The sequence below is a fragment of the Sphingomonas aerolata genome, from assembly GCF_023935825.1.
Taxonomy (GTDB): domain Bacteria; phylum Pseudomonadota; class Alphaproteobacteria; order Sphingomonadales; family Sphingomonadaceae; genus Sphingomonas; species Sphingomonas aerolata.
Window position 1 is genome coordinate 977031 of record NZ_CP098762.1, and the last position, 22315, is coordinate 999345.

The following is a 22315-nucleotide window of genomic DNA, read 5'->3' on the forward strand; positions in this document are numbered from 1 at the left end:
CCGACCAGCGGGTCAGTCGCCGGGGAGGGCGGCACCGGCGACTGCGAACAGATCCGCCGCGGAGTGGCGGGACAGGTCGATCGGAAACGCCGCGCTCATCGACACGCCCGCCGGCGCGTCGTTCGCATCGAAGCCGAGCGCGCGGCAGGCCGCCACGCTTGCCTTGGTCCGGCAGGCGAGCCCACCGCCATGTGCAAAGACGTTCAGCAGCACCCGGCGTGCGTGCGAGCGCGGCCGGATGCGCAGATCGGGAACGTCGGTATAATAGATCTCCAGCGCGCCGGGGCAGAGCCGGGCGAGATCGTCGAGCAGCGCCTCGCGCTCGTTCGGTGCGGCGGTCGGTTCGGTGCGCAGCGCCTCCTCGTCACCGTCGGTTTCATCGTCGGCCTCGCTCTCTCCGGCCAGATCTTCGACGGCGGGTGCGGGGCGGTCGGCGAGCAGCCGGGCGAGCCGCTCCTCGAACGCGACCGGATCGACCGCTGGCGCGTCGCCGGGTTCGGTGCCGTCGTTGCAGGGCGGCATGAACGCGGCAATGAGATTCCGCTCGATCGGCGCGAGCCAGTGCTTCTTCACCCATGCGCTCGGCCGCTGCCCGGGCTCGGGGAGAACGGTCGCGGCCAGGTCGCGCGGCAATTGGAGATAGGTGAAGCCGAGGTGATCGAGCATCGTGGCCTCGTTCCCCGGCCCGAACACATCCCAGTGTGCGGCCGCGAGCTGCGCCTTGGCGAAGGTGCAGCTGCCGCCCTTGCGCTGGAGAAGCGGGCTTTCATCGCCGTTCAGCGCCAGCATCGCGACGATCGTCTCGATCGGTCCGTTGGGCTCTGCGGCGGCGAGCGCATGCAGATGCTTGAGATGCCGACGGGCGAAGGTGACATAGGGCGAGCGCAGCGTCTGATAGGTGACGTGCTTCTCCCAGCGCTCGAGGACCGATCCGCCAAAGGGCCGCTCAGCCTTGCCGGCATATAGGCCGACATAGACGAGCCGGTCGTCATGGAACATGCCGTAGATGCCGGGCCCGCGCAGTGCCTCCGGCTCCCCCGCCCAGGGTGCCCGCGGTACGGCGCGCAGGTTCATCCATGCCGGCTTGCCGAGTGTGGGCGGCACGGGACGCAGGGTAAACAGCTCGGAAGCCCGGTAAAACGGCATGCGCAATGTCTCCTCATGGGGTGGCCATGCGGCTTAGGCGGGCGCGCGCGCGACCGGCTATCCGGGGTTTTCCCGGGGGGCGACATCGCCGGTGGCCCGTCCCAAGGGCTGCCGGCCGCGGGGCGCGCTAGAAGCCGACGCGAAGCGAGACGTCGATGGCGCGGGGACGGCCGAGGACCCATTGATGGTTGTTGTACGTGCTGATCGCATAGTCGCGGTCGAACAAATTGTAGCCGTGGATGTCGACCGCGAGCTGCGGCGTCACCGCATAGGAGAGCGTGGCATCGACCGTGGCGTAGCTGGGGACGCGGAAGCTGTTCGCATTGTCCGAATAACTACGCCCGACGTAGCGCAGGCCGGCGCGCGCCTGCAGTGCACGCGTCGCGTTCCAGCGCAGCCAGAGGTTGGCTAGCGCCTCAGGCACGTCCGGCGGGGTATTGCCATCGAAGCGCGTACCGCCTGAGAGGAAGTCGTCGAACGTCGCGTCGAGCACGCTGCCGTTCGCATCAATGCCGACACCGTAAGGCAGATCGAGCGATACCGCGGCCTCGATACCCTTGGCCGATCGCTGGCCGACCTGCTCGACCGGGCTCGTCGGGGTCAGCTGCGCCAGCAGGCGTTTCTTGATGATGCGGTAGGCGGCGAGGGTGGCGGTGCCGCGACCGTCGAGGAACACCGCCTTCGCGCCGACCTCGACCTGATCGCCAACCGCGTTGCTGAACTGCACCTGCCCGGTCGAATAGGTCGTCAGCGTCCCCAGCGGGTCCACGCCGGTGGCATATTGCCCATAGAGCGACACCGTCGGGATCGGCTGATAGACGCTCCCGATCCGCCAGGTCACATTGTGCAGCCGCTTGGCGAGCACGAACGTCTCGGTGCCGGTGCCGCCCGGATAGTCGATCGACCAGCGGCGGATTGTGTCGCGCTCGTAGCGGACGCCACCGATGATCGAGACGTGGGTGCCGAGCTTCAGCCGATCCTCGGCAAAGACCGCATATTCGGTCGTGCGCGTGCGATAGCGCGGTGCGATGCCCTGTGTGTCGACGATCAGACCGGGATCGAACGCGAAGGGGTCGACCTCCGAAACCTGCGGGTCAGACCCGAAATTGTGGGAGTAGGTCAGTTTGATGAGGTTGACGTCGAAGCCCATGACAAGGTCGTTGCCGACGCCATCGGCGATGCCTGTTCGGAGCGTCACGCTGCCCTGATCGCCCCATTGCATCTGGTCGTGGACGATGCCGGTCATGTCGGTACGCACGATGCCGCCGGGCGTACCGGTGTTGCCGCTGCCGTTGGCGCAGACCCCGTCCGCAGCGATCCAGCAATAGGTTTCGAGATTGAGCCAGGAGCGTTTGGAGGTGAGGCGATAGGCCTGGTTGCTGACGGTGACCGCATCGCTCGGCGTCCAGTCGACCTGCAGGCTGGTGCGGTTGTCCAGGTAGCGGATGCCGCCGTCGCGTGTGTTGTAGTTACGCTCCCGGATGCGGTCGTCGAGCCGTCCGTCGATCAGCGGCGTGCCGAAATAGCGCATCGGCTTCTGGTCGCCATAATCATCCCGCGCGGTGACGACGAGCGTGTCGGTCGGCGCCCAGCGCAGCGTGCCCGACACGGCATGACTGCGCGACTGGCCGCGATCGACATAGCCGTCCGATCGGCGATAGCTGCCGTCGATGCGATAGGAGAGGCGCTCGGTGATCGGCCCGCCTGCGCCCGCCGCGACATGGAAGCTGTCCTGCGAGCCGTAGCCGATCTCGCCCTCCACGTGCGTCCGCTGCGTATCGGGTTTACGCATCAGGACATTCACCGCACCGCCCAGCGCGCCCTGGCCGTAGAGCACCGAGGCTGGGCCGCTCAGGATGTCGATCCGCTCGACCATCCACGGATCGGTCGGAAAGGTTATCGTGCCGGCAGCCGGGAACAGCCTTATACCGTCGATCAGCTGAAGCACGGATCCCTGGCCGCTGAAGCCGCGCGCGGCGAGCGCGGTGCCGCCATTGCCGGGGTTTCCGGCGTTGCTGATGCCCGGTGCGCGGCTCGTCGCGTCGATCACCGACAGGTCGCCGCGCGCGCGGATCGTGGCGCCATCGATGACCGAGATCGTCGCGGGGGTCTCGAGCGGCGTGAGGCCCAGGCGGCTGCCGGTCGCGTTCGGCGTGGTGAGCGTGTCGCGCGCCTGCTGGCCGACAACCAGAATGTCCTCATTGTCCGAGACAGGCAAAGACTGAGCGTTGAGCGGTGCTGCGAAAACAGGTGACAGCAAAGCCCCCGCCACCGCGAGGCGAGACAATAGGAATGGCATTACGGTAATCCCCGGGGCGTCGAGCGAACCCGGCAGGGACCTCCCGCGAACGGCCGACATCCGCGCCAGCCGGACGCCATCGCGACCGGCACGCATGCCCGTGCGGTCCCCACCGCACACGTCGTCGCTCGACGGAGTACCGTGCCGCGGCCACCCCCTGGGCCAGGCAAGAGCGACCAGACGCCGGCAGGTCTCCTGGCTCACGGGTCACCACACGATGCACGGCCTTCCCAGGCCCTCATGACGAAACGTCTGGCCCAGTGGCTGCTCCTTCCGGTCGAGGAAGAAGCGAAATGCATCGCGCTCGCCGCTTACAGTTGCAGGGACAGCCTCGGCTTCAGGTAGCGAACCACCCTCACCGCGTTCCCTATTAAGCCCCTTTCGGGGCACCGACGCGATCATGCCGCCCTGCTCGGATCGAACAGGTCAGCGGCGCCGGTCTATCCCGGTCAGGATCGTTCGGCAATCGTCCGGCGAGCGGCGCGATGGCGGCTCGATCGTCCTGCTCGATTGCTGTGATCCAGAAGCTCCGTTTGGCGCGATACGCCTCCTCGATCAGGAGGCGGCGGTGCCGCACGCTCTGTGCGGAAATGCCACGCTGATGGCATGCAGGATTAAGGGATCGAGATGAAGAACGTGAAGAGCCGTCAGGCCGTGACGGCGATGCTGCTGGCTGCGACATCGGCGGGTGCCATGATTCAGCCGGTTGCCGCGCAGACGGTGGCGCCGGCCGAGACGCAGGCGGAAACCCGCATGACGACCGCGGCGGCACCGTCCAGCGCCGGCAAGCCCGCGCTGGCGCAGGCCGGTGTGGCCGGCACCGTTGAAGCCAAGGGTGATTCAGCCAGTGCCGCCGCACCGCAGATGACCCGCGACAATGGCGCGCCGATCGGCGAGAACCGCCACTCGAAGGCGGCGGGCGACCTTGGCCCCGTCCTGCTTGAGGACACGACGCTGATCGAGAAGCTCGCACGCTTCGACCGTGAGCGCGTGCCCGAGCGCGTCGTCCATGCCCGCGGGACCGGTGCCCACGGCGTGTTCACCGCGACCGCGGACATTTCGAGCATCACCAACGCATCCTTGTTCATGCCCGGCAAGCAGACGCCGGTGTTCGTCCGCTTCTCGACCGTGATCCACCCCTCGGGCAGCCCCGAGGGCATGCGGGATCCGCGCGGCTTTGCGACCAAATTCTATACCGATCAGGGCAATTGGGATCTGGTCGGCAACAACCTGCCGATCTTCTTCATCCGCGATGCGATCCAGTTTCCGGACATGATCCACGCGCTCAAGCCCTCGCCTGTGACGAACAAGCAGGACCCCAATCGCTTCTTCGACTTCTTCTCGGCGACGCCGGAGGCGACCAACATGCTCGCGCATGTCTATTCGAACCTCGGTACCCCGGCGTCCTACCGGACGATGGACGGCAACGGCGTCCATGCCTTCAAGCTGGTCAATGCTAAGGGCGAAACGGTGTTCGCCAAGTTCCGCTGGATCAGCCGCCAGGGCGTGCGCAACCTGAACGGCGCGCAGGTGGCGACCGCGACCTGGAACTACCTGACCGACGATCTCTATGGCGAGATCGGCAAGGGCAACTTCCCCGTCTGGGACCTGATGGTGCAGACGATGTCGGCGTCGGCGTTCGCCAAGCTCGACTATAATCCGTTCGACGACACCAAGGAATGGCTGGGCGTACCGTTCCGCAAGATCGGCGAGATGACGCTCAACAAGGTGCCGACCAATTTCTTCGACTATACCGAGCAGTCGGCGTTCGCACCGGCCAACCTCGTGCCGGGGATCGAGGCGTCGCCGGACCGGATGCTGCAGGGCCGGCTGTTCTCCTATTCGGACACGCAGCGCTATCGCATCGGCGCCAATGCGATGCAGTTGCCGGTCAATCGTCCGCTCGCGAGTGTCGTCAACAATTACCAGGACGGCCAGCTCGACCACGCCAACCGCGCGTCCGACGTGAATTACTTCCCGGCGGCGACCGCGGCAAAGTCGACCGATGCCCGCTTCCGCGCCGCGCCCTATGGTGTCGACGCGACCGTCGATGCGAAGCCGATCGCCAAGACCAACAACTTTGCCCAGGCGGGCGAGTTCTACCGGGCGCTGAAGCCGCAGGACAAGGCGGATCTGGTGACCAACCTGGCGGGTGATCTCAATGTCGTGACGTCGGCACGGACGAAGACGATCATGGTCAGCTACTTCTACCAGGCGGACAAGGACTTCGGCACGCGCCTCGCAACCGCGGTGAACGTGCCGATCGCCGACGTGTCGCGCGCGGTGGCGGACTATCGCGCCGCCAATCCGGGCCAGAGCGCCCGCTGATCCCGGGGCAGGGGGCGCGCCACGGCGCGCGCCGCCTGCCGTGGCAGACTTCAAGGAATCGAGACCGACGATGCTGACTTATCTTGCCGCGCTGCTCGCCGCGGCCGGTCCACAGGCCGCTGCGACCGAGCGACAGACGCCCCCTGCGGTCGCGGCCTTGCCATCACCCGAGCGTCGCCAGCAGCTGCTGTTCGAGGCGGCCCGGCTCGGTCGGACGGACATGATCGATCCGCTGCTCAAGGCCGGCGCCGACATCAATGCCTATGACGAGCGCGGTTTCACGCCCCTGATCCTGGCGGCGTATAACGGACAGCTTGCCACGGTCGACGCGCTGATCGGCAAGGGCGCCGACGCCTGCCGTCCGGATCGCGACCAGGGCAACAGCGCGCAGATGGGTGTCGCGTTCAAGGGCGAGGATGCGATCGCGGCGCGGCTGCTGAAGGCAGGGTGCGACGTGAACGCGCGCAATCATGCCGGGCAGACCGCGCTGATGATGGCATCGCTGTTCAATCGCCGGGCACAGGTCGACCTGTTGCTGGCGGCGGGTGCGGTCCGGACGATCGAGGATGCGGCGGGACGATCGGCAGGTTCGGTCGCGGCCGGGCAGGGCAACGCCGCGATGGCGGAACGCGTCAAGCGCTGACGCAAGTCTTCGGGCGGGCGCGTCACTACCGTTCCGCATTGACGCGGCGCGGCATCCGGGGCCATCGCGTTGGCCATGACCAAGAGCAAGGGACGCACCGGCGCGCACGCGCGCGCCAATATCCAGCCTGCGCCGACAGCCGCCGAGCTCGACGCAGCTAGGCGCGAGGCCGTTCAGATCGAGGGGCGGCTCGCCGGCCTCGCGGCCGGGCATCCGTCGGTCAAGATCTGGAAGGCCCGCCTCCGGGCCGCGCAGGCGGTGATCGCTCGCGCGCCGCGCGACTGAGACGCTCATAGAGGTGCGGCCGGGTCTGGATCACGGCGCACCGATGTTCACGATCACACCGTCAGCTCATGTCAGTCGCGGGATTTACTCCGACAAGTGAAGCCGATAGCCTGTGTCTAAAGACGTGGCTGGGAGAGTGACATGGGTTGGACGCGTCGCGGCGCGCTAGGCGCGGGGATCGCACTGGGGGTGGTGCCGCCATTCGCCCTGGCGGCGGCGGATGCACCCTCGGCGGCGACCCCCTTTCCGCTGTCGCAGGTGCGGTTGCGGCCGTCGATCTTCCTGACGTCGGTGCAGGCGAACCAGCGCTATCTGCTGTCGCTCGATGCGAACCGTCTGCTGCACAATTTCCATGCCGGGGCAGGGTTGCCGACCAAGGGCGAAGTCTATGGCGGATGGGAGTCGCGCGGGATCGCCGGGCATTCGCTCGGCCATTATCTCAGCGCGCTGTCCCTGATCTATGCGCAGACGGGGGATCAGCAATTCCGTGACCGCGCGGCCTATATCGTCGCCGAACTCAAGGCGATCCAGCGGAAGCAGGGGGATGGCTATGCCGGCGGGACGACCGTCGAGCGTGACGGCAAGACCGTCGATGGCAAGGTCGTGTACGAGGAGCTGCGCAAGCGGGAGATCCGGTCGACCGGGTTCAGCCTGAACGAAGGGTGGGTGCCGCTGTACACCTATCACAAGGTCATGGCGGGCGTGCTCGACGCGCACCGGCATGCCGGACTTGCAGAGGGTCTGGCCGTGGCGATCGGGCTTGGGACCTATCTCGGCACGATCCTGGAAGGACTGAACGACGTCCAGGTCCAGGATATCCTGCGGACCGAGCATGGCGGGCTGACCGAATCCTATGCCGAGCTGTACACGCGAACCGGCAATCGCCGTTGGCTGACGCTGGCCGAACGGTTGCGGCATCACGCGATCGTCGACCCGCTCAGGGACGCGCGCGACGACCTCGCGGGGCACCACGCCAACACCCAGATCCCGAAGATCGTGGGGGAGGCGCGCCTGCATGAGCTGACCAGCGATACCGATCATGCCAGGGTCGCGCGGTCGTTCTGGACGATCGTGACGCGCGACCACAGCTATGTCATCGGCGGCAATTCGGACCACGAGCATTTCGGCGAGCCGCGCAAGCTTGCCCAGCGGCTCGACCAGCAGACGTGCGAGGCGTGCAACAGCTACAACATGCTGCGCCTGACCCGGCATCTCTATGGCTGGACCGGTGATGCGCGCTATTTCGACTTTTACGAACGCGCGCATCTCAACCACATCATGAGCCAGCAGCACCCCGACACGGGGATGTTCACCTATTTCACTGCGCTGGCGCCGGGCATGGGGCGCGTGCATTCGAGCCCGACCGAGGATTTCTGGTGCTGTGTCGGGTCGGGCATGGAGAGCCATTCGAAGCATGGCGAGAGCATCTACTGGAAGCGCGGCGATGCGGTTGCGATCAACCTCTATTATGCCTCCACGCTGGATGCCCCCGAGGCGAAGCTCGACATCGATACGCAATTCCCGCTTGGCGACACGGTGCGGATTGCGGTCAGGACGGCGCCACGGACGCTGGCGCTCCGCGTGCCCGGCTGGTGCGCCGCGCCGCTGTTGCAGGTGAACGGCAGAACGGCCGGCGTGCGCGCCGGCGCGTATCTGCTGCTGACCGGGCTCAAGGCGGGCGACCGGATCGCCTTGTCGCTGCCCATGCCGGTGCGCGTCGAAGCGATGCCCGACGATCCCAGGCTGATCGCGTTCCTCAGCGGCCCGCTGGTCCTGGCGGCGGATATGGGCGCGGGGGACCGTCGGGCCGACGGGCCGGACCCCGCGCTCGTCACCGACCGGGCGGAACCCGTGCTGGCGGCGGCAGGCGGGTTGCACCGGTATCGACTGGGCGGGCAGGGCAAGCCAGGTGATCTGATGCTGCGGCCATTTTTCGCGCAGCACGACAACCGCACCGCGGTCTATTTCCGCCGGTTCGGCACCGCCGAGTGGCCGACCGCGCAGCTCGCCTGGGCGCGTGCGTCGCAGGAGCAGGCGGCGCTGGCCGCGCGGACGGTCGATGTGATCCGGCTGGGCGAGCAGCAGCCCGAAGTCGATCACGCGTTCGCCGACAGCGGCAACTCGGCGGCGGTGTCGCATGTCGCCGACCGCAGCCGCAACGTGAACGTCGGATATTTCGAATTCGACCTGGCCGTCGCGCCGGGGCCGCTGACGCTGCAGGTCGAATATGGCGGCGGACAGCGCAACAAGGATTTCCGGATTTCCGTCGACGGCACGCTGCTGACCCGCGAGCGGCTCATCGGTGACGTCACCGCCGCCCGCAACATCCGGACCTATACGCTGCCGCCCGATACCACGCGCGGCAAGTCGAAAATTCGCGTCCGCTTCGAGTCCGACACATGGCAGGGGGTCGAGGTCTATACGGTGCGGACGATGCGATCCGAGACGATCTGACCGGTACGACGGAAATAGGTTTGGACGGTAAAGTCGGGGGATTTCCGGCTGGTCGGTTAGGTCTGGGGGCGTTATCGGGCCACCCCGCGGATCGTCGATCGGAGACGTCATGAAGGTTGCGATCATTGGTGCAGGAATTGCGGGCCTGAGCTGTGCGCTGCGACTCCAGCAGGACGGCTGCGAGGTGACACTGTTCGACAAGGGACGCGGGGCGGGTGGTCGGATGGCGACGCGGCGGATCGAGACGCCCGGCGGCATGATCGCGTTCGACCATGGCGCGCAATATCTGACGATGCGCGACCCAGATTTCGTGGCGGCGATGCAGGGCTGGGCGGCGGCGGGCGTCGTCGCGCGCTGGCCCGCGGCGGGGCCCGATGCCTGGGTCGGGATGCCGGGGATGAACGCGATCGTCGGGCATCTCGCAGCGCAGACGGACGTCCGCTGGAACACCCAGGTCACCGCGCTGCGCAAGACGGCGACGGGGTGGCAGCTCGATCCCGGCGAAGCGAAGCTGTTCGACAGCGTCGTCGTCGCGATCCCTGCGGAACAGGCGGCGGGGCTGCTCGCACCGCATGACGCGGCGATGGCGCGCGTCGCAGCGGACAGCCGGTCGGCGCCGTGCTGGACGGCGATGTTCGCGTTCGAGACGCCGCTCGCGATTGCCGACGATGTGCTGAAGGATCGCGGCATCATCGGCTGGGCCGCATGCAACAGCGCCAAACCCGGACGCGATGGTCCGGAGGCGTGGGTCGTCCAGGCGACGCCAGACTGGTCTCGCGATCATCTGGAAGACGCGGCGGAGACTGTGGTCGACCAGCTACAGGCGGCGCTCGCCGCGCAGTGTGCCGATGCGCTGCCCGCGCCGATCGTCCGTGTCGGGCATCGCTGGCGCTATGCGCGCGCCGCGGCAGGTGAGTCCGGCTGTCTGTGGAATGCGGGCGAACGGATCGGGGCGGCGGGCGACTGGCTGCTGGCGCCGCGGATCGAGAGCGGCTGGTTATCTGGCCGACGCCTTGCCGAGCAGATGCTGGCAGACGCGTAACGACGGATCCCGGCGCCGCGCCCGGTCGTCACGCGGACCACGCATCGACGCGATAGGGCCATGGTCCGGCGCATGAAAATTGCCGCGAACCTTTGCGTGGCAGGCATTATCGGTTAACGGGGCCGCATGGCCACCCGTCCGCAGACCCTCTACGAAAAGATTTGGGCATCGCACGTCGTCGAACGGCGCGACGATGGCACCTGCTTGATCTATATCGATCGCCACCTCGTTCACGAGGTGACCAGCCCACAGGCATTCGAAGGCCTGCGCGTCGCCGGACGGCGGGTGCGGCGGCCCGATCTGACGCTGGCGGTGCCCGACCATAATCTGCCGACGACCGCACGCGTCGACGCCGCGGGTGTGCCGTTGCCGATTGCCGATCCTGAGAGCGCGCAGCAGCTCGACGCGCTGCGTCGCAACACGACCGAGTTCGGGATCGACTATATTGACGCGACCGCGGTGCAGCAGGGGATCGTGCATGTGGTGGGGCCCGAGCTCGGCTTCACGCTGCCCGGCTCGACGCTGGTCTGCGGCGACAGCCACACCTCGGCGCATGGTGCGCTTGGCGCGCTCGCCTTCGGGATCGGCACCAGCGAGGTCGAGCATGTGCTCGCCACGCAGACTTTGTTGCTGAGCCAGTCGAAGACGATGGAGGTCCGCGTCGACGGCACGCTGGGCTTCGGCGTCAGCCCCAAGGACGTGATCCTGGCGATCGTCGGGCGGCTCGGCGCCGCGGGCGGGACCGGTCATGTGATCGAATTTACCGGCGACGTGATCCGCGCGATGTCGATCGAGGGGCGGCTGACCGTCGCAAACATGTCGATCGAGGCGGGTGCGCGGGCTGGCCTCGTCGCGCCCGACGAGACGACCTTCGCCTATATCAAGGGCCGGCCGATGGCGCCGAGTGGCGAGGCGTGGGAGCGCGCGCTGGCCTGGTGGAGGACGCTGCCGAGTGATGCGGCGGCGTCCTATGACAAGTCCGTCGTGCTGCAGGCGAGCGATATCGCGCCGGGCCTGACCTGGGGCACCAGTCCCGAGGACGTCGTGCCGATCACCGGTCATGTCCCCGACCCGATGAGCTTTGCCGACCCCGCCAAGCAGGCGGCTGCGCGCAAGTCGCTCGAGTATATGGGGCTGACGCCGGGTACCGCGATGCAGGACGTCGCGATCCAGCATGTCTTCATCGGCAGCTGCACGAACAGCCGGATCGAGGATCTGCGCGCGGCTGCGGCGATCGCGAACGGTCGGCGGGTCGCCGACGGTGTCCGCGCGCTGGTGGTCCCCGGATCCGGCCTCGTGAAGCGTCAGGCCGAGGCCGAGGGGCTCGACCGGATCTTCACCGGCGCGGGATTCGAATGGCGCGAGCCGGGCTGTTCGATGTGCCTGGCGATGAACCCCGACAAGGTGCCGCCGGGTGAGCGTTGCGCCTCGACGAGCAACCGCAACTTCGTCGGACGGCAGGGGCCGGGTGCGCGCACGCACCTCGTCTCGCCCGCGATGGCGGCCGCGGCTGCGGTCACGGGCCGGTTGAGCGACGTGCGCGACCTGATGGGACATGAGTTATGAAGCGTGTGATGATGCTGTTGATGGCCGGCGCGGTGATGAGTGGCGTTGCAGCCTATATGGCGGCGGCGCGGACGCTGCCGGGCACCGGACGTGTCGCCCCCGCCGAGACCGGCCCGCGATGAAGCCTGTTTCGACGGTTTCGGGGCGCGCCTATCCCTGGGGGGCGAAGAACGTCGATACCGATGTGATCATCCCCGCGCATTGGCTCAAGACGATCACGCGGACGGGGCTCGGGCGCGGCGCGTTCGAGACGGTCCGTGCGCAACCGGACAATGTGTTCGACGATCCGCGCTATGCCGGCGCGCCGATCCTGATCGCAGGCGACAATTTCGGCTGCGGGTCGAGCCGCGAGCATGCCGCCTGGGCGCTCGCCGACATGGGCATCGCCGCGGTGATCGCGCCGAGCTTCTCGGACATCTTCTCGGGCAACGCGTTCAAGAACGGCATCATCGCCGTCGTCCTGCCGCAGGATGCGATCGACCGGCTGATCGAGGTCGCACGGACCGACAGCGTGACGATCGACCTCGAATCGATGACCGTCACCACCCCGTTCCAGGACCGCTTCGTCTTCGATCTCGATGCGTTTCGCCGGCAATGTCTGATCGAAGGGCTGGACGAGGTCGGGCTGACACTGGCAAGAGATACCGCGATTTCAAAATTCGAGGAGGCGGTGGCCGAACATCGCCCCTTTCTGGAGAGGGAAAGCGGTTATGCGGGCATTGCTGTCGAAGGCGTCGGGCGGACCTGAAACTCTGATATTGTCGGAACTGCCTGATCCGGTCGCCGCGCCGGGCCAGGTCGTGATCGCCGTCAAGGCCTGCGCGATCAACTTTCCCGACGTGCTGATCATCGAGGACAAATATCAGTTCAAGCCCGAACGCCCCTTTGCACCCGGCGGCGAAATCGCGGGTATCGTCGCCGAGGTCGGTGACGGGGTCGAGGGCTGGGCGGTCGGCGACCGGGCGATCGCGATGCTCGGTCATGGCGGACTGTCCGAAAAGGTCGTTGCCGACCCGGCCAAGCTCTACCGCCTGCCCGAGGGGCGCGACTTTGCGGAGGGCGCTTCGCTGATCCTCACCTATGGCACGACGATCCATGCCTTGCTCGACCGTGGGCATTTGAAAGCGGGGCAGACGTTGCTCGTGCTGGGCGCGGCGGGCGGCGTCGGGCTGGCGGCGATCGAGCTTGGCAAGGCGTTCGGTGCGCGGGTCGTCGCTGCTGTCTCGTCCGAGGAGAAGGCGGCCGCCGCGCGTGCGGCGGGTGCCGACGAGACGATCGTCTATGCACGCGCGCCGTTCGACAAGGACCAGTCCAAGGCGCTGGCCGAGCAGTTCAAGGCCGCGGTCGGCAAGGCGGGTGCCGATGTGATCTATGATCCGGTCGGTGGCGACTATGCCGAGCCCGCGCTGCGCTCGATCGCCTGGGAGGGGCGGTATCTGGTCGTCGGCTTCCCCGCCGGTATCCCGCGGCTGCCGCTCAACCTGACTTTGCTCAAGAGCTGCGACGTGTGCGGCGTATTCTGGGGTGCGTTCGCTGCCCGTGACCCGAAGGCCAACCAGGCGCATATCGAAACGCTCTTCGAGCTGTGGCGCGACGGCAAGATCGCGCCGCGGGTGACCGAGCGGTTCGCGCTGGAGGACGGTGGCAAGGCGATCGCGAAGATGGCCGCACGCGCCGCGATCGGGAAGCTGGTCGTCGAACTCGGCTGATGATGTCTCTCGCGCCGTGCCGGTTCAGAGCAGGCGCGAGATCGTCATGACGATCGCCATCCACAGGATCGCGGATGCGGCCGCACCGAGTGCCATGCCATGCGCGATCGAAGGGAATCGACCGCGACCATGATCACTGGCACCGATCGGCGGCGCTGCGGGGTGACGCGATACGGCGGTGTCGGACGGCGGCGAAATGCTCCTTGGATGGCGGCCAGTCATTCTACTCTCCATGCCCGTGCCCTGTGTCACGTGACTGTCTTATAGATGATGGATGTGCCGGCATTGTTCCAGAGCCGCACCAAATTATTGCGGAGCCGCGGACCGCTACCTATCTGCTAAGCTCGACACGCCGGAGGGAACACGTGCGCCATGACGACTTTTGACGATCGCGAGCGATCTTTCGAGGCAAAATTTGCCCGCGACGATGAACTCGCATTCCGTGTCACGGCGCGGCGCAACCGGCTGCTGGGGCAATGGGCCGCGGCCGAGATGCTGCTGACCCGCGAGGAGGGCGACGCTTATGCGACGGCCTTGGTGCATGCCGATCTCGAAGGCGGGGGCGACGACGATGTCGTCCGCAAGCTGGTCGGTGACATGACTGCCGCGGGTCTCGACCATGACGAGGCGACGGTGCGCCGTGCGCTGGCGACGCAGATGATCGAGGCACGTCGCCAATTGATGGAGGCCCAGTAATCCAATGCCGATGACCGCCGACGATATCCGCACGATGATTCGCGACGCCATTCCCGATGCCGAGGTCGAGATCACCGACCTGGCCGGGGACGGTGATCATTATGCTGCGCGCGTGACCAGCGCGAGTTTTGCCGGGCTCAGCCGGGTGAAGCAGCACAAGAGCGTTTACGACGCGCTGGGGGGCCGCATGGGCGGCGTCCTTCATGCGCTGCAACTGACCACCGTGATTGCATAAGGACGACGACATGACTGACGACACGCACGCGCGCATCGACGCGCTGGTGAAGGCCAACCCCGTGGTACTCTTCATGAAGGGCAGCCCGCTGTTCCCGCAATGCGGGTTTTCGAGCCGCGCGATCGCGATCCTCAACCATCTCGAGGTCGAGTTCGAGAGCGTCGACGTGCTGCAGGACCAGGGCATCCGCCAGGGCGTCAAGGCCTATTCGGACTGGCCGACCATCCCGCAGCTCTATGTCGACGGCGAATTCCTCGGCGGATCGGACATCATGATGGAGATGTACGAGAGCGGCGAACTGAAGCAGGTCCTGGACGCGCAGAAGGCGGCAGGCTGAGTATTTGACGAGGCTCTGGATCGCGCGGGGGTATCTGGCCGCCGCGCGGTCGGGGCTTGAAGGGTACCGGGTGAGGGTGGACCGGTGCGAGACCTGAATGACAGCGACCCGTCCACCCTGCATAAGCGCTGAACGCGCGGTAACGCATGAGACGGTGCAGGCGATGTGCCAGTTCGCCCGAGTTGCGGACTTTCGCCGGTCTCGGTGGTTAATCGGCCGCAGCGCCGACCGCTGATCGTAAAGAAACCCGACACAGACGGTCATCGGCGTCGATCGCGAAACCGTAAGAAACTGACATTGACTACGACCGTAAACGAGCTGATTACAAGCGTAGTCAGTAAGGAGTGAGTCGTGGCCGAACGGATCAGTGATGCCGAACACAGCGTCATGGAGGTGCTGTGGGACGAATCCCCGCTCAGCGCGCAGGATGTCGCCGAACGCGTCGACCCGGCGCGCGGCTGGAGTGCCAACACGGTCAAGACGTTGCTCGGGCGGCTGATCGCGAAATCGGCGATCACGCATGAGGAGGATGGCCGGCGCTATCTCTATCGTCCGACCGTCGCGCGCGGTGATTATGTCGCGGGCGAATCGCGGCGGCTGATGGACCGGCTGTTCGGCGGCAGGCTGACGCCGCTGGTCGCGCATCTCGCCGAACGCGACGAACTGACCGCGCAGGACATTGCCGAGATCGAGGCGTTGCTGAAGGATCTCAAGGCATGAGCGCGGGGCCAATCCTGTCCGGGGGGATCGGAGACGGCCCCGCCGCCGCCCTCCAGTCGATCGATACGGCCGCGCTCGCGGGCTGGGCGAGCGACGCGCTGATCGCATCGACGCTGCTGATGCTCGTCGTGCTGCTGGTCCGCGCGCCGGTGCGCCGCGCCTTCGGGGCGCAGGTCGCCTATGCGCTCTGGGCGCTGCCCGTGTTGCGGCTCGTGCTGCCGTCGATGCCCGAGACGTGGCACGCGGCGGCGACGCCCATTACCCGCGCTGGTGAGACGATCAGCGTCTACATGATCGCGCCCGCTGCAACGGCCGCGACGACGGGGGCAACGATGGCTGCGGCGACACCGGATGTGGTGGAACCGTCGTTCGGCGCTGTTGTTGCGGGAGTGTTCGGGGGCGGGCTCGGCAGCGCGCTGGGGGCCGCATGGGCGGTCGGGGCGCTTGGGCTGCTCGTCTGGCATCTGCTTCAGCATCGACGGTTCTGCCGGCGGATGCTCGACAGCGCGGACCGGCTCGACGACCGCGACGGGGTGCGCGTGATCGCCACCGCGGCGGCGCCGGGTCCGCTCGCCTTCGGTCTCGTCCGCCGCTACGTCGCGTTTCCGCGTGATTTCGCGGATCGCTATGACGCGGACGAGTGCGAATTGGCGCTGGCACACGAGATTGGCCATCACCAGCGCGGCGACCTGTTCGCCAACTGGGTGGGGTTGATCGTGCTCGCGCTCCACTGGTTCAACCCGGTCGCCTGGCATGCGTTTCGCCGGTTCCGCGCGGACCAGGAGCTTGCCAACGACGCACGCGTGCTCGCCGGCCGGTCCGCGGTCGACCGCCACATCTATGCCTGCGCGATCGTCAAGGCGGCGCATGGCGGCGCGGTGTCGGCCGCGTGTCACCTCCACACCATCACCGATCTGAAAGGGAGATTGCGCATGTTGACGACTTCTCGGATTTCACGCGGCCGGATCGCGACGGGGGCGGCCTCGGTCGGCCTGCTGGTCGCGACGGGGCTCGCGCTGACCGCTTCGGGCACCAAGGCCGCCACGGCGATCCGTGCCGGTGTCGAGGACCGCGTGGCGCCGGTTGCCCCGGCGGCACCCCTGCCGCCCCTGCCATCTATGCCAGTCTTGACCCCGGTCGCACCCGTGGCGCCTGTCGCGCCTGCTGCGCCGCTTACCGCACGCCCCGCCGACGCGCGTCAGGTCACGACGATCGTCACGCGCGACGGCAAGACTGTCAGCACGCGGGTCATCCGTGCGAAGCCGGGCAGCACGATCGTCGCGTCGGGGATGGTACCCGAGGTGACCGAACGCACCTGCGTCGATGGCAAGGACGGGCCGGGCAAGCACTATGTGATCGACCGGACCGAAGGCGGCGTGCGCAAGATGGTCATCTGCACCAATCGCATCGAACAGGCCGCCGCCGACGCCGCGACCGCCGCGATCAACAGCCGTGAGATCGAGGCGAGCGCCTACGCCTCCGCACTCGCCAGTCTGAAAATCGCGCGGGCGTCGATCGAGAAGAACGCCGACATGACCGCCGCGCAACGCCGCGAGGCGCTTGCCGGTATCGACGAGGGTATGGCCGAGGTCCAGGCCGACATGGCCAAGCGGGATTGACCGGCATTCTGGGGTAGGGGGCGGTGCCTGCGGCCCTGGACTCTGACTTTCGTCCGGATGACGGGATCGGGGTGGTATCACAGGGTCGGGCGGCGGGGTCTCGGGTTCGGGTCTTGCCATGCGCGCCGCCAGCCGCCATTTCGGGGGCATGGCTGAGCATCCGACCGGCATCCCGATCCAGCTCGAGCCGCTCGTCGTCCGCGTGCTCGCGCCGAACGCGTCGCCCTATACCTTCACCGGCACGCAGACGCATATCGTCGGGACGACCGCGCTGGCGGTGATCGATCCCGGGCCTGACGATCCCGCGCATCTCGATGCCTTGCTGCGCGTGATCGATGGCCGTCCCGTCGCCGCGATCGTCGTCACGCATCATCACCGCGACCATAGTCCGGCGACGCGCCCGTTGCAGGCCGCGACCGGCGCGCCGATCGTCGGTGCCGCCGCGTTCGTGCCCGGTGCCGCGGCCAATAGTTCGTTCGACGCGCTCTATGCACCCGATCGCGTGCTGGCCGACGGTGAGACGGTCGGCGCGGCGGGCTGGACGCTCGAGGCGATCGCGACGCCGGGGCATACGTCGAACCATCTCGCCTTCGCCCTGCGCGAGAGCGGGGCGCTGTTCTCGGGCGATCACGTCATGGGCTGGTCGACCAGCGTGGTCGTGCCGCCCGATGGCGACATGACCGATTATATGGCGAGCCTCGAGCGGCTGCTGGGACGCGACGACCGTGTCTATTATCCAGGGCATGGCGAGGCGATCGAGCGGCCGCAGCGGCTGGTGCGCGGGATGCTCGGCCACCGCAAGCAGCGCGAGGGGCAGATCCTCCGTTTGCTGCGCGAGACGCCGCGCGGTGTCGCGGCGCTGGTCGAGCGCATGTATGTCGGGCTCGATCCGCGGCTAGTGCCGGGGGCGGAGGGATCTGTGCTCGCGCATCTGTACGACCTGCGCGGTCGCGGGCTGGTCGGCGAGACGGAAGGGGATGGTGCATGGCGGATGGCGTGAACGAGGACAGCCGCAGCACGGACACTGCGCGGCGTAGCGGGGTCGGGTCGTTCCTGGCCAAGGGGGCGGGGGTGCTGGTGCTGCTCGCATTGGCCGCACTGATCGCTCTGTGGGGCGTGCAGCGGTACGTGCAGAGCCGCCTGACCCCCGACCCGACGACGATCGCTAGCGCGAGCCTGGAGGGGCTGCGCGAACAGAATCGGCTGTCGACCTTTGCCGCGCGGTTCGTCGCGGTGGTGACGTCGCGCCAGTCGCAACTGGGCTTCACCACCGAGAAGACGCTGATCATGCCGGGGATGGTCCGCTACGAGGTCGATCTCGGCAAGCTGTCGCAGCGCGACGTCGCCTGGGATGCCGCGACGCGGACGCTCGCGGTGCGATTGCCGCCGGTCGAGGTGGAGGGGCCGCAGATCGACCTCAATGCGCTGCGCGAATATGGTTCGGGCGGCGTGCTGGCGACGCTGACCGATGCGGAGAAGCGGCTCGACACCGCCAACCGGCGCGCGGGCCAGATCGAGCTGGTCCGCCAGGCGCGCGAGCCCGCAATGATCCGGCTGGCGCGCGACGCGACGCGGCGTGCGGTCGAGCGGAGCTTCGCGATGCCGCTGCGCGCCGCAGGGGTGGATGCGACCGTCAGCGTGCGCTTCGCCGACGAGGCGCAGGCGTCGACCGAGCGATGGGACACGTCGCGTTCGCTGCAGGACGTGCTAGGGAACCGCAACTAAACCGGGATACGACAATGGAACTTCACCAAAATTTTGCGGGCATCGACATTCGCGGCGAGATCGAGCGGCTCCGCAAGGAGAAGAACGCGATCATCCTCGCGCATTATTACCAGAAGCCCGAATTGCAGGACATTGCCGATTTCGTCGGCGACAGCCTCGACCTGTCGCGCAAGGCGGCGGCGACCGAGGCGGATGTCATCGCCTTCTGCGGCGTGCGGTTCATGGCGGAGACCGCCAAGATCCTGTCGCCCGACAAGATCGTCGTACTGCCCGACATGGATGCCGGCTGCAGCCTCGAGGACAGCTGTCCCCCCGAACAGTTCGCGGCGTTTCGCGCCAAGCATCCCGATCACATCGCGCTGACGTACATCAACTGCTCGACCGAGGTGAAGGCGCTGTCCGACATCATCGTGACGTCCTCGTCGGCGGAGAAGATCCTGTCGCAGCTGCCCGCCGACCAGAAGATCATCTTCGGGCCGGACCGCAATCTCGGCGGCTATCTGGTGCGCAAGACCGGGCGCGAGATGCTGTTGTGGCCGGGCGTGTGCATCGTCCACGAGGCGTTCAGCGAAAGCGAGCTGCTCAAGCTCAAGGCCGCCAATCCGGGCGCGCCGATCGTCGCGCATCCCGAATGCCCGCCGATCATCCTCGACCATGCCGATTATATCGGGTCGACGCGCGGCATCCTCGATTATGCGATGGCGATGCCGGGCGACACGCTGATCGTCGCGACCGAGCCGCATATCATCCACCAGATGGAAAAGGCGTTGCCGAACAAGCGGTTCATCGGTGCGCCCGGCGCGGACGGCAACTGCAACTGCAACATCTGCCCGTACATGGCGCTCAACACGATGGAGAAGCTGTACGTCGCGCTGCGCGACCTGTCGCCGCGGATCGAGATCGAGGAGGGGCTGCGGCTCCAGGCGAAGAAGAGCCTCGATGCGATGTTGGCGATGGCCTCGGGCACCGTCGGGATGGGCGATCTCGGCCCGGCGCAGACGAGCGGGCTGCGTTCGTGAGTGCAGCGCTGGCGGGCTTCGACATCGATAGGTTCGTCGCTGCGACGCTTGCCGAGGATCTGGGCACGATCGGCGACATCACCTCTGCGGCGGTGATCCCCGCCGAGGCGCGCTTTGCGGGGGTGATGGACAGCCGCGATGCGATCACCGTCGCCGGTCTCGCCCTCGCCGATGCGTTCTTCCGCGCGCTCGATCCCGAGGTGCGGATCGAGCATCTCGTGGAGGACGGGCAGGCGGTCGCTGCGGGGACCGAACTTATGCGGATCGAGGGCCACGCGCGCGCGATGCTGACAGCCGAGCGGTCTGCGCTGAACACCGTCCAGCACCTGTCGGGTGTGGCGACGATGACGCGGGCTTATGTCGATCGGATGCAGGGCACCGGCGCCATCCTGCTCGACACGCGCAAGACCATCCCGGGCCTGCGCGTGCTGGAGAAATATGCGACGCGCATGGGCGGTGCGAAGAACCACCGCATGGGGCTGTGGGATGCGGCGATGATCAAGGACAATCATGTCGCGGTCGCCGGCGACGTCGGCGAGGCGGTGCGCCGGGCGAGGGATGCGGGCATCGCGCAGATCATCGTCGAGGTCGACCGTGTCGACCAGATCGAGCCCGCGCTGGCGGCGGGGGCGACGCATCTGCTGCTCGACAATATGCCACCCGAGATCCTCCGCAATGCGGTCGCGCTGGTCGATGGCCGCGTGCCGACAGAAGCATCGGGCGGCGTGTCGCTCGACACGATCCGCGCGATCGCCGAGAGCGGGGTCACCTATGTCTCGGTCGGACGGCTGACCCAGTCCGCGCCCGCCGCCGATATCGGGCTCGATTTCGCGACGCTTTAACTGGCGCGCGGGCAGAGACGCGGTATCGTGCCGCCACGACATGATCGCGAAGTGAACAGGGTGAAAATGCGTCCCAAATCCGTTGTATTGGCCGAATGGCTGTATCTCGCCTCGATCGGTCTGCTGATCGCGGTCAGCGTGCTGACCTGGGATGCCGCGGTTGCGCAGGGCGGCTTCGCACTGGCGGCAGGGGTAACGGCGTTCGGTGTCGGACTGTCGCTGCTGCTGCTGATCCTGACGACGCGCAGGGGTAGCCGGGTTGCCCTGTGGCTGCTCGTCGCGCTGACGGTGCTCGGCGCGGCTGGGGTGATGCTGCAGGTCGCGACGGGGGTGCTCGCGACGGGGCTGATCGGGATGCTGACGATCGCGCAGCTCGTGCTGACGATCCTGCCGATCGTCCTGCTGTTCCGGCCCCGAGCGCGCGCCTGGTTCGACGAGGTCGCGGACCGTGGCATCGACGACGATGCCGAGGAGGAGATCGAGGCATGACACGGATGAACCGGCTCGCGGGCATGATCATCGTCGCCGGGCTGTCGGCGCCGGGCATTGCCGCGGCGCAGGCCTATAGCTGTTCGGCGCCCATCGGCGGCACCGACCGCGTCCGCCCCGACCTGCCGTCCGCGCGCGAACCCGCGCGGATCCTGCCGATCGCTAGCTATACGCTCGCCATCACCTGGGCCCCGCAATATTGCCGCGAGAAGGGCGACCAGCCGAGCGCGCGGTTCCAGTGCGGGGCGGGCAACCGGTTCGGCTTCACGCTCCACGGCCTGTGGCCCGACGGCGCGGGCAAGACCTGGCCGCAATATTGCCGCGCGACCGCGATCGTCCCGCAGGCAGTGATCAAGCGCCAGCTCTGCACGACGCCGTCGGCGCAGCTGATCCAGCATGAATGGGCCAAGCACGGGACCTGCATGCCGGGCTATCAGCCCGCACGCTATTTCCGCCAGTCGAGCCGCCTCTACGCCAAGCTGCGCTATCCCGACATGGACACCCTGTCGCGAAGCCCGCTGACCGCCGGGCAGTTCGCCAGGGCGATGGCGAAGGCCAATCCCGGCCTTAACGCGGCAATGATGCGGGTTACGACGACCAAGCAGGGCTGGCTCGACGAGCTATGGATCTGTCTCGACACCGCCTTCCGTTACAAGCGCTGCCCCGCGCACGCAGGCGGGGTCGCGCAGGGCACGCCGATCAGGATCTGGCGCGGCGAGACCTGACCCGCACTCAGCCCGCGAGCGTTACGGTCGATGGGTGGTGCTTGTCGAGGTGACGCTTGATGATCCGCAGGTTGCGCGTGTTCGACCGGAACATGAAATCCGCAGCGTCGCCGACGAACGGCACCAGCCCGAGCGCTGCGTCGAACCCGACATTGCCCATCATCCGGGCGAGCTGGAACTTCGACATGCCGAGGTTGCGCGCCTCCCATACGAGCCAGCTTCCCATCAGCGCACCGATCAGGTCACCGACGACGGGGATCAGCCCGACGATCGCATCGAGCCCGATCGGGCGGTTGATCCCGGGGACCATGAACGCGCGTTCGAGAATGCGCTCCAGCGCCTCGACCCGGGCGCGGACCGAGGCCGGATCCTGACCGATCGCGAAGCTGCTGGCCAGCGTGGCGGGATCGATGCGAGTGGCATTGTTGGTCATGCG

General features: G+C 67.3%; 24 protein-coding genes and 1 riboswitch. Of the genes, 20 read left to right on the forward strand and 4 right to left on the reverse strand.

Annotated elements, in window-relative coordinates; translation table 11 throughout:
- Positions 1 to 12 precede the first annotated feature (12 nt).
- Positions 13 to 1146, reverse strand: a complete 1134-nt coding sequence (locus tag NEF64_RS04580) for a hypothetical protein (protein WP_252574660.1) — start codon at positions 1144 to 1146, stop codon at positions 13 to 15.
- Positions 1147 to 1273: 127 nt separating this feature from the next.
- Positions 1274 to 3445, reverse strand: coding sequence for a TonB-dependent receptor (locus NEF64_RS04585; protein WP_252574663.1), 2172 nt, complete (start codon positions 3443 to 3445; stop codon positions 1274 to 1276).
- Between the two features lie 168 nt (positions 3446 to 3613).
- Positions 3614 to 3852, reverse strand: a riboswitch (cobalamin riboswitch).
- A 220-nt stretch (positions 3853 to 4072) separates the two neighbouring features.
- Between NEF64_RS04585 and NEF64_RS04590 the strand changes: the two genes are divergently transcribed.
- The 9 genes from NEF64_RS04590 to NEF64_RS04625 all read left to right on the forward strand — a co-directional run bounded on the left by NEF64_RS04590 (position 4073) and on the right by NEF64_RS04625 (position 13472).
- Positions 4073 to 5773 (forward strand): catalase, encoded by a 1701-nt coding sequence (locus NEF64_RS04590; RefSeq protein ID WP_276576761.1) that lies wholly within the window; start codon positions 4073 to 4075, stop codon positions 5771 to 5773.
- Between the two features lie 70 nt (positions 5774 to 5843).
- Positions 5844 to 6416 carry an ankyrin repeat domain-containing protein gene (locus NEF64_RS04595; protein ID WP_252574666.1) on the forward strand — a complete coding sequence of 191 codons (573 nt, stop codon included), beginning with the start codon at positions 5844 to 5846 and terminating at the stop codon, positions 6414 to 6416.
- 75 nt (positions 6417 to 6491) lie between these two features.
- The gene (locus NEF64_RS04600; protein ID WP_056406018.1) at positions 6492 to 6701 is read left to right on the forward strand and encodes a hypothetical protein; all 210 of its coding nucleotides are present in this window, start codon (positions 6492 to 6494) and stop codon (positions 6699 to 6701) included.
- A gap of 141 nt (positions 6702 to 6842) precedes the next feature.
- Positions 6843 to 9155, forward strand: a complete 2313-nt coding sequence (locus NEF64_RS04605) for a glycoside hydrolase family 127 protein (protein WP_056406019.1) — start codon at positions 6843 to 6845, stop codon at positions 9153 to 9155.
- 109 nt (positions 9156 to 9264) lie between these two features.
- A complete protein-coding gene (locus tag NEF64_RS04610) occupies positions 9265 to 10197 on the forward strand; it encodes an NAD(P)/FAD-dependent oxidoreductase (protein WP_056406020.1) in 933 nt (310 codons plus the stop codon).
- A 126-nt stretch (positions 10198 to 10323) separates the two neighbouring features.
- Entirely contained in the window at positions 10324 to 11763 is a 1440-nt protein-coding gene (gene leuC, locus NEF64_RS04615) for a 3-isopropylmalate dehydratase large subunit (RefSeq protein WP_056406021.1), read from the forward strand.
- On the forward strand, positions 11760 to 11885 hold the full coding sequence (locus NEF64_RS19245; RefSeq protein ID WP_261362615.1) for a hypothetical protein: 126 nt from the start codon (positions 11760 to 11762) through the stop codon (positions 11883 to 11885). Before leuC ends, NEF64_RS19245 begins: the two co-directional genes overlap by 4 nt.
- Positions 11882 to 12511 carry a 3-isopropylmalate dehydratase small subunit gene (gene leuD / locus NEF64_RS04620; protein WP_056406022.1) on the forward strand — a complete coding sequence of 210 codons (630 nt, stop codon included), beginning with the start codon at positions 11882 to 11884 and terminating at the stop codon, positions 12509 to 12511. The genes NEF64_RS19245 and leuD overlap by 4 nt, the downstream gene beginning before the upstream one ends.
- Positions 12474 to 13472, forward strand: a complete 999-nt coding sequence (locus NEF64_RS04625) for an NADPH:quinone oxidoreductase family protein (protein WP_031441615.1) — start codon at positions 12474 to 12476, stop codon at positions 13470 to 13472. The genes leuD and NEF64_RS04625 overlap by 38 nt, the downstream gene beginning before the upstream one ends.
- Before the next feature lie 24 nt (positions 13473 to 13496).
- Here NEF64_RS04625 and NEF64_RS04630 read toward each other — a convergent pair whose 3' ends face one another.
- Positions 13497 to 13694, reverse strand: coding sequence for a hypothetical protein (locus NEF64_RS04630; protein ID WP_056406023.1), 198 nt, complete (start codon positions 13692 to 13694; stop codon positions 13497 to 13499).
- Between the two features lie 150 nt (positions 13695 to 13844).
- Here NEF64_RS04630 and NEF64_RS04635 point away from each other — a divergent pair, with 150 nt between their 5' ends.
- The 11 genes from NEF64_RS04635 (at position 13845) to NEF64_RS04685 (ending at position 21879) form a co-directional block, all read left to right on the forward strand.
- Positions 13845 to 14168 (forward strand): DUF1476 domain-containing protein, encoded by a 324-nt coding sequence (locus NEF64_RS04635; RefSeq protein WP_056406024.1) that lies wholly within the window; start codon positions 13845 to 13847, stop codon positions 14166 to 14168.
- Positions 14169 to 14172: 4 nt separating this feature from the next.
- Positions 14173 to 14403 (forward strand): BolA family protein, encoded by a 231-nt coding sequence (locus NEF64_RS04640; RefSeq protein WP_031395261.1) that lies wholly within the window; start codon positions 14173 to 14175, stop codon positions 14401 to 14403.
- A gap of 10 nt (positions 14404 to 14413) precedes the next feature.
- Positions 14414 to 14740, forward strand: coding sequence for a Grx4 family monothiol glutaredoxin (gene grxD, locus NEF64_RS04645; RefSeq protein ID WP_056406025.1), 327 nt, complete (start codon positions 14414 to 14416; stop codon positions 14738 to 14740).
- A gap of 351 nt (positions 14741 to 15091) precedes the next feature.
- Positions 15092 to 15460 (forward strand): BlaI/MecI/CopY family transcriptional regulator, encoded by a 369-nt coding sequence (locus tag NEF64_RS04650; RefSeq protein WP_031441616.1) that lies wholly within the window; start codon positions 15092 to 15094, stop codon positions 15458 to 15460.
- Positions 15457 to 17079 (forward strand): M56 family metallopeptidase, encoded by a 1623-nt coding sequence (locus NEF64_RS19250; protein WP_056406026.1) that lies wholly within the window; start codon positions 15457 to 15459, stop codon positions 17077 to 17079. Before NEF64_RS04650 ends, NEF64_RS19250 begins: the two co-directional genes overlap by 4 nt.
- 148 nt (positions 17080 to 17227) lie before the next feature.
- Positions 17228 to 18079, forward strand: a complete 852-nt coding sequence (locus NEF64_RS04660) for an MBL fold metallo-hydrolase (RefSeq protein ID WP_031395957.1) — start codon at positions 17228 to 17230, stop codon at positions 18077 to 18079.
- Positions 18064 to 18804 carry a DUF4230 domain-containing protein gene (locus NEF64_RS04665; protein ID WP_056406027.1) on the forward strand — a complete coding sequence of 247 codons (741 nt, stop codon included), beginning with the start codon at positions 18064 to 18066 and terminating at the stop codon, positions 18802 to 18804. Before NEF64_RS04660 ends, NEF64_RS04665 begins: the two co-directional genes overlap by 16 nt.
- Positions 18805 to 18818: 14 nt before the next feature.
- On the forward strand, positions 18819 to 19823 hold the full coding sequence (gene nadA, locus NEF64_RS04670; RefSeq protein WP_056406028.1) for a quinolinate synthase NadA: 1005 nt from the start codon (positions 18819 to 18821) through the stop codon (positions 19821 to 19823).
- Positions 19820 to 20665, forward strand: coding sequence for a carboxylating nicotinate-nucleotide diphosphorylase (gene nadC, locus NEF64_RS04675; protein WP_031395953.1), 846 nt, complete (start codon positions 19820 to 19822; stop codon positions 20663 to 20665). The genes nadA and nadC overlap by 4 nt, the downstream gene beginning before the upstream one ends.
- An 87-nt stretch (positions 20666 to 20752) precedes the next feature.
- The gene (locus tag NEF64_RS04680) at positions 20753 to 21154 is read left to right on the forward strand and encodes a hypothetical protein (RefSeq protein ID WP_031441622.1); all 402 of its coding nucleotides are present in this window, start codon (positions 20753 to 20755) and stop codon (positions 21152 to 21154) included.
- A gap of 5 nt (positions 21155 to 21159) precedes the next feature.
- Complete coding sequence (locus tag NEF64_RS04685; RefSeq protein ID WP_031395951.1) at positions 21160 to 21879, forward strand: ribonuclease T2 family protein; 720 nt, start codon at positions 21160 to 21162, stop codon at positions 21877 to 21879.
- Between the two features lie 7 nt (positions 21880 to 21886).
- On the opposite strand, the gene NEF64_RS04690 is transcribed toward NEF64_RS04685, so the two are convergent.
- On the reverse strand, positions 21887 to 22312 hold the full coding sequence (locus NEF64_RS04690; protein WP_031395950.1) for a DUF4112 domain-containing protein: 426 nt from the start codon (positions 22310 to 22312) through the stop codon (positions 21887 to 21889).
- Between the last annotated feature and the right edge of the window lie 3 nt (positions 22313 to 22315).

Coding starts and splice junctions, on each gene's coding strand:
- NEF64_RS04580 (WP_252574660.1), bottom strand. CDS start 1,146: ATGCCGTTTTACCGGGCTTCCGAGCTGTTTACCCTGCGTCCCGTGCCG.
- NEF64_RS04585 (WP_252574663.1), bottom strand. CDS start 3,445: ATGCCATTCCTATTGTCTCGCCTCGCGGTGGCGGGGGCTTTGCTGTCA.
- NEF64_RS04590 (WP_276576761.1), top strand. CDS start 4,073: ATGAAGAACGTGAAGAGCCGTCAGGCCGTGACGGCGATGCTGCTGGCT.
- NEF64_RS04595 (WP_252574666.1), top strand. CDS start 5,844: ATGCTGACTTATCTTGCCGCGCTGCTCGCCGCGGCCGGTCCACAGGCC.
- NEF64_RS04600 (WP_056406018.1), top strand. CDS start 6,492: ATGACCAAGAGCAAGGGACGCACCGGCGCGCACGCGCGCGCCAATATC.
- NEF64_RS04605 (WP_056406019.1), top strand. CDS start 6,843: ATGGGTTGGACGCGTCGCGGCGCGCTAGGCGCGGGGATCGCACTGGGG.
- NEF64_RS04610 (WP_056406020.1), top strand. CDS start 9,265: ATGAAGGTTGCGATCATTGGTGCAGGAATTGCGGGCCTGAGCTGTGCG.
- leuC (WP_056406021.1), top strand. CDS start 10,324: ATGGCCACCCGTCCGCAGACCCTCTACGAAAAGATTTGGGCATCGCAC.
- NEF64_RS19245 (WP_261362615.1), top strand. CDS start 11,760: ATGAAGCGTGTGATGATGCTGTTGATGGCCGGCGCGGTGATGAGTGGC.
- leuD (WP_056406022.1), top strand. CDS start 11,882: ATGAAGCCTGTTTCGACGGTTTCGGGGCGCGCCTATCCCTGGGGGGCG.
- NEF64_RS04625 (WP_031441615.1), top strand. CDS start 12,474: ATGCGGGCATTGCTGTCGAAGGCGTCGGGCGGACCTGAAACTCTGATA.
- NEF64_RS04630 (WP_056406023.1), bottom strand. CDS start 13,694: ATGACTGGCCGCCATCCAAGGAGCATTTCGCCGCCGTCCGACACCGCC.
- NEF64_RS04635 (WP_056406024.1), top strand. CDS start 13,845: ATGACGACTTTTGACGATCGCGAGCGATCTTTCGAGGCAAAATTTGCC.
- NEF64_RS04640 (WP_031395261.1), top strand. CDS start 14,173: ATGCCGATGACCGCCGACGATATCCGCACGATGATTCGCGACGCCATT.
- grxD (WP_056406025.1), top strand. CDS start 14,414: ATGACTGACGACACGCACGCGCGCATCGACGCGCTGGTGAAGGCCAAC.
- NEF64_RS19250 (WP_056406026.1), top strand. CDS start 15,457: ATGAGCGCGGGGCCAATCCTGTCCGGGGGGATCGGAGACGGCCCCGCC.
- NEF64_RS04660 (WP_031395957.1), top strand. CDS start 17,228: ATGGCTGAGCATCCGACCGGCATCCCGATCCAGCTCGAGCCGCTCGTC.
- NEF64_RS04665 (WP_056406027.1), top strand. CDS start 18,064: ATGGCGGATGGCGTGAACGAGGACAGCCGCAGCACGGACACTGCGCGG.
- nadA (WP_056406028.1), top strand. CDS start 18,819: ATGGAACTTCACCAAAATTTTGCGGGCATCGACATTCGCGGCGAGATC.
- NEF64_RS04685 (WP_031395951.1), top strand. CDS start 21,160: ATGAACCGGCTCGCGGGCATGATCATCGTCGCCGGGCTGTCGGCGCCG.
- NEF64_RS04690 (WP_031395950.1), bottom strand. CDS start 22,312: ATGACCAACAATGCCACTCGCATCGATCCCGCCACGCTGGCCAGCAGC.